Origin of the sequence: Thermovenabulum sp. (assembly GCF_049701175.1) — a bacterium.
Lineage (GTDB): Bacteria > Bacillota > Thermosediminibacteria > Thermosediminibacterales > Thermosediminibacteraceae > Thermovenabulum.
On the sequence record NZ_JBNATW010000055.1, the window covers coordinates 1 to 3,679 of the forward strand.

Here is a 3,679-nt window from a genome sequence, read left to right on the forward strand (position 1 = left end):
GACCTTCGGGTTATGAGCCCGACGAGCTACCGGACTGCTCCACCCCGCGACGCAATTCAAAATGCAATATATATTTTATAACATAGCTTTTCTGGTGTCAAGATTTTTTTATTTAATTCTCCTCATCAACCCATATGTTTTGATTACGCAGACGAGAGAAAATTAAAACTCCGGCTCTTCGCCGGAGTTTTTTTGCTTATTGGCCTGTTGTTTCTGTTGTTGTTTCTGGACTTGTGCTATTATTCGTTTCCGTATTATTTGTGTTGTTTGTTTCCGGATTCGTTGTGCTGTTCTCTGTCGTCTGGTTTTCTGTTTGTGTTTGGTTTTCTGCCTGACTGCTTGTGCTTTCGTTATTTATGCTCTCCTGCTGTTCATTTTCAGTAGTATTGCTGCTATTATTTTCTATAACAGCGTTTTCGTCTTCATTTTCATCTTCATTTTCACCTTCTATATCAACATCGCCTGTCTTCTCATCATAGTTAACTTTCTTGCCCAAAACTTCGCTTAAAAATCTCAACGGCACAAGCGTCCTGTTGTTTATTACCATTGCAGGCACATCTATACTTACTTCTTTGTCATTTACATATACCTTATTATTCGTTAAATCTATTTTAACTACTTTGTCGCCTTTCTTTATTATGACCGTATTTGTGTCTTTGTCATAGCTCACGTCTGCTTTAAATCCATTCATTACAGCCCTGAGCGGGATCAATACTCGTCCGTTCTTTATAACAGGTGGCACGTCAAATTTCAACTGTTTCCCGTTTACCTTTACTGCACCTTTCATCTCTTTTATCTGTTCTTTTAGCATCTTTACCTGTTGTTCAAGATTTCTTACCTGCATCTTTAAGTTTTCTATGTTTGCTTTATTTGTTGTTTTTTGTGTGATTTGCTGCCTTTCCTTTATTGTCTTATCTTCTCCTTTATTCGCTTGCACCGTTTTTGCTTCTGTTCTTATTCTCTCCTTTATAGGTTTGTCTTTTATTTTGTTCGGCTGGGCCGCTAATGCAACAGTCGTCGCTATTAGTGTAAAAATCAAGGCCACAGCCATTACTTTTAAAAATTTTTTTGTTAACATTTTTCATCCCCCTCCTTATGTATTTTTCTATATATTATATTCGACAAGATTTTTTATCCAATTGGGGTATTTTTATAAAATCTCTTTAATTTTTTTCGATGGAATTTAAAAAGAGGATGAAAATTTTTTCATCCTCTTTTCGATAAAAATTTTAATATCTTTAATCCTAATTACTTTATTTCTACCGTTGCGCCAACTTCTGCAAGCTTTGCTTTTATTTGTTCTGCTTCTTCCTTGCTGACCTTTTCTTTTATCGGTTTTGGAGCTCCATCTACAAGGTCTTTTGCTTCTTTTAATCCAAGACCTGTGAGTTCTCTTACTACCTTGATAACCTTAATCTTTTCTGCTCCAGGATTTGCTAAGATTACATCAAATTCGGTCTGCTCGGGAGCAGCTTCTGCTGCTTGAGCGCCAGCTGCCGGCGCAGCAGCTACTGCTACAGGTGCAGCAGCAGTAACACCAAATTTTTCTTGAAGTGCCTTTACAAGTTCTGCAAGCTCAATAACAGTCATATTCTCAATAGCTGAAATGATTTCCTCTTTTGTCATCTTAAATACTCCTCCTTATTTTTATTTGTAATTTTTGATTATTAATTTTTTAATAATTTTATATTTAGGGTGAATTATGAGGCTTTCTTTTCTTGAATAGCCTGTAGTGTATAAACAAGGTCTCTGAGAGGTGCTTGTAACACCCATACAATACCAAAAAGCGGAGATTGAATTGCTCCCACAGCCTTTGCAAGGAGTTCTTCTCGAGGAGGCATTTTGGCAAGTTTTTCTACAACATCCTTGCCGCCGGCTTTTCCTTCTACAACTGCAGCTTTTAATTCAAGGTTTTTATGGTCCTTCGCAAATTCTGTAAGGATTTTTGCTGCCGTAACAGGGTCTTTATAGCTAAAAGCAATTGCCGTTGGGCCTTGCAAATATTCATCGATATTAAAAGGCATGTCCTTTGTAGCAATTTTTGCGAGGGTATTTTTTACAACCTTAAATTCAATACCCTGTTCTCTAAGTCTTTTTCTTAGTTCGGTGACTTCAGCCACATTCAGCCCTTTATAGTCAGCTAAAATGGCTGATTTTGCTTCTGTAAACTTCTTTTTTAGCTCCTCTACCTCTTGAACCTTTTGCTCCTTTGTCAGCACTTTCTCACCTCCCCGTCGTGGTTTATTAATTTTTATTATAACTTAAAAAGGTCTTTCTGCAGACGTACAGAAAGACCTTTTTGTATACTAAAGTATACAAAAGAACTTTTTTTACGCCTCGGTAGGATATTAAGCCTTTCGGCACCTACTGTCTGCAGCGAAATGTTATATTTGAATTTTTATTTTTTCAAACCTATTTTTCAACAACCTTCAAAGGATTTATTTTAATTCCGGGGCCCATTGTGCTAGAAACTACTACACTTTTTATATACTGTCCTTTCGCAGCTGCCGGCTTTGCCTTTATAATAGACTCCATTAGAGCCCTGAAATTCTCCAATAATTTTTCAGCCCCGAAAGATTTTTTACCTATGGGCGCATGGATAATACCTGTCTTATCAACACGGTATTCTATCTTACCCGCTTTAATCTCTTTTACAGCTTTTGCTACATCGAAGGTTACAGTACCTGCTTTAGGGTTGGGCATAAGCCCTCTCGGACCTAAAATCTTACCCAGCTTACCTACTGCTCCCATCATGTCCGGAGTAGCAACTGCAACATCAAAATCTAAAAAGCCACTTTCAATTTTTGCTATCAAATCCTCTGCTCCTACAATATCTGCGCCAGCTTCTTCAGCTTCTTTTGCCTTTTCTCCTTTTGCAAAAACCAAAACCCTTTTTGTTTTACCAGTACCATGAGGCAATACTACAGTGCCCCTAACCTGTTGATCAGCGTGTCTTGGGTCAACCCCAAGCCTTACAGCAACTTCTATGGTTTCATCGAATTTTTTATTTGCTGTTTGTAAAACCAGCTCCATAGCTTCTTTGGGGTCGTAAAGTTTTGTTCTGTCGACAAGCTTTAAAGCTTCTTGATAAGCTTTGCTTCTTTTTGCCAATTCCTTTCCCTCCCTGTGGTTTTAGCGGAAGAAATTTTCCTCCCACTTTTTATTTAAAATTAAAATTTAGTCTACTACAATTATGCCCATGCTGCGGGCAGTGCCTTCAATCATCCTCATTGCTGCTTCTATGCTCGCTGCATTAAGGTCCTTCATCTTTAATTCAGCAATTTCTCTTATATCTTTTCTTGTAACCTTGCCTACTTTATTTTTATTGGGTTCTCCAGAACCTTTTTCTACACCAGCAGCTTTCATCAAAAGTACCGATGCCGGCGGTGTCTTTAAAACAAAAGTAAAGGACCTGTCCTGATATACTGTAATCTCTACAGGAATAATCAAACCAGCTTGAGCAGCTGTCTTTTCGTTAAACTCTTTGCAGAAATTCATTATATTAATTCCTGTAGGGCCAAGTGCCGGGCCAACTGGTGGAGCCGGTGTGGCTTTACCTGCAGGAATCTGTAGTTTTACCATTGCAACAACCTTTTTAGCCATTTAAACACCTCCCTTTCACTAAAATGTTATGTCAAATTAAGGTATCAAAATTACATACCAATAACCTATAAAACAT

Annotated in this window: 5 protein-coding genes and 1 other annotated feature; all 5 genes read right to left on the minus strand. The window is 37.8% G+C overall.

Annotation, left to right across the window (positions count from 1 at the left end; all coding sequences use genetic code 11):
• Nucleotides 1-196: 196 nt before the first annotated feature.
• Complete coding sequence (locus ACPLVF_RS11900) at nt 197-1,078, minus strand: stalk domain-containing protein (RefSeq protein ID WP_424908041.1); 882 nt, start codon at nt 1,076-1,078, stop codon at nt 197-199.
• A 170-nt stretch (nt 1,079-1,248) separates the two neighbouring features.
• A complete protein-coding gene (rplL, locus tag ACPLVF_RS11905) occupies nt 1,249-1,626 on the minus strand; it encodes a 50S ribosomal protein L7/L12 (RefSeq protein ID WP_424908042.1) in 378 nt (125 codons plus the stop codon).
• Nucleotides 1,627-1,700: 74 nt separating this feature from the next.
• Nucleotides 1,701-2,219, minus strand: coding sequence for a 50S ribosomal protein L10 (rplJ, locus tag ACPLVF_RS11910; RefSeq protein WP_424908043.1), 519 nt, complete (start codon nt 2,217-2,219; stop codon nt 1,701-1,703).
• A 34-nt stretch (nt 2,220-2,253) separates the two neighbouring features.
• Nucleotides 2,254-2,395: a sequence feature (ribosomal protein L10 leader region), on the minus strand.
• Between the two features lie 17 nt (nt 2,396-2,412).
• Nucleotides 2,413-3,111: a 50S ribosomal protein L1 gene (rplA, locus tag ACPLVF_RS11915; protein WP_424908044.1), complete on the minus strand. Its 699-nt coding sequence runs from the start codon at nt 3,109-3,111 to the stop codon at nt 2,413-2,415.
• 66 nt (nt 3,112-3,177) lie between these two features.
• Nucleotides 3,178-3,603 (minus strand): 50S ribosomal protein L11, encoded by a 426-nt coding sequence (gene rplK / locus ACPLVF_RS11920; RefSeq protein WP_424908045.1) that lies wholly within the window; start codon nt 3,601-3,603, stop codon nt 3,178-3,180.
• Nucleotides 3,604-3,679: the final 76 nt, after the last annotated feature.

What these genes read in the sequence shown, in the direction of transcription:
- rplL (WP_424908042.1), bottom strand. Translation starts at nt 1,626, where the DNA reads ATGACAAAAGAGGAAATCATTTCAGCTATTGAGAATATGACTGTTATT.
- ACPLVF_RS11900 (WP_424908041.1), bottom strand. Translation starts at nt 1,078, where the DNA reads ATGTTAACAAAAAAATTTTTAAAAGTAATGGCTGTGGCCTTGATTTTT.
- rplK (WP_424908045.1), bottom strand. Translation starts at nt 3,603, where the DNA reads ATGGCTAAAAAGGTTGTTGCAATGGTAAAACTACAGATTCCTGCAGGT.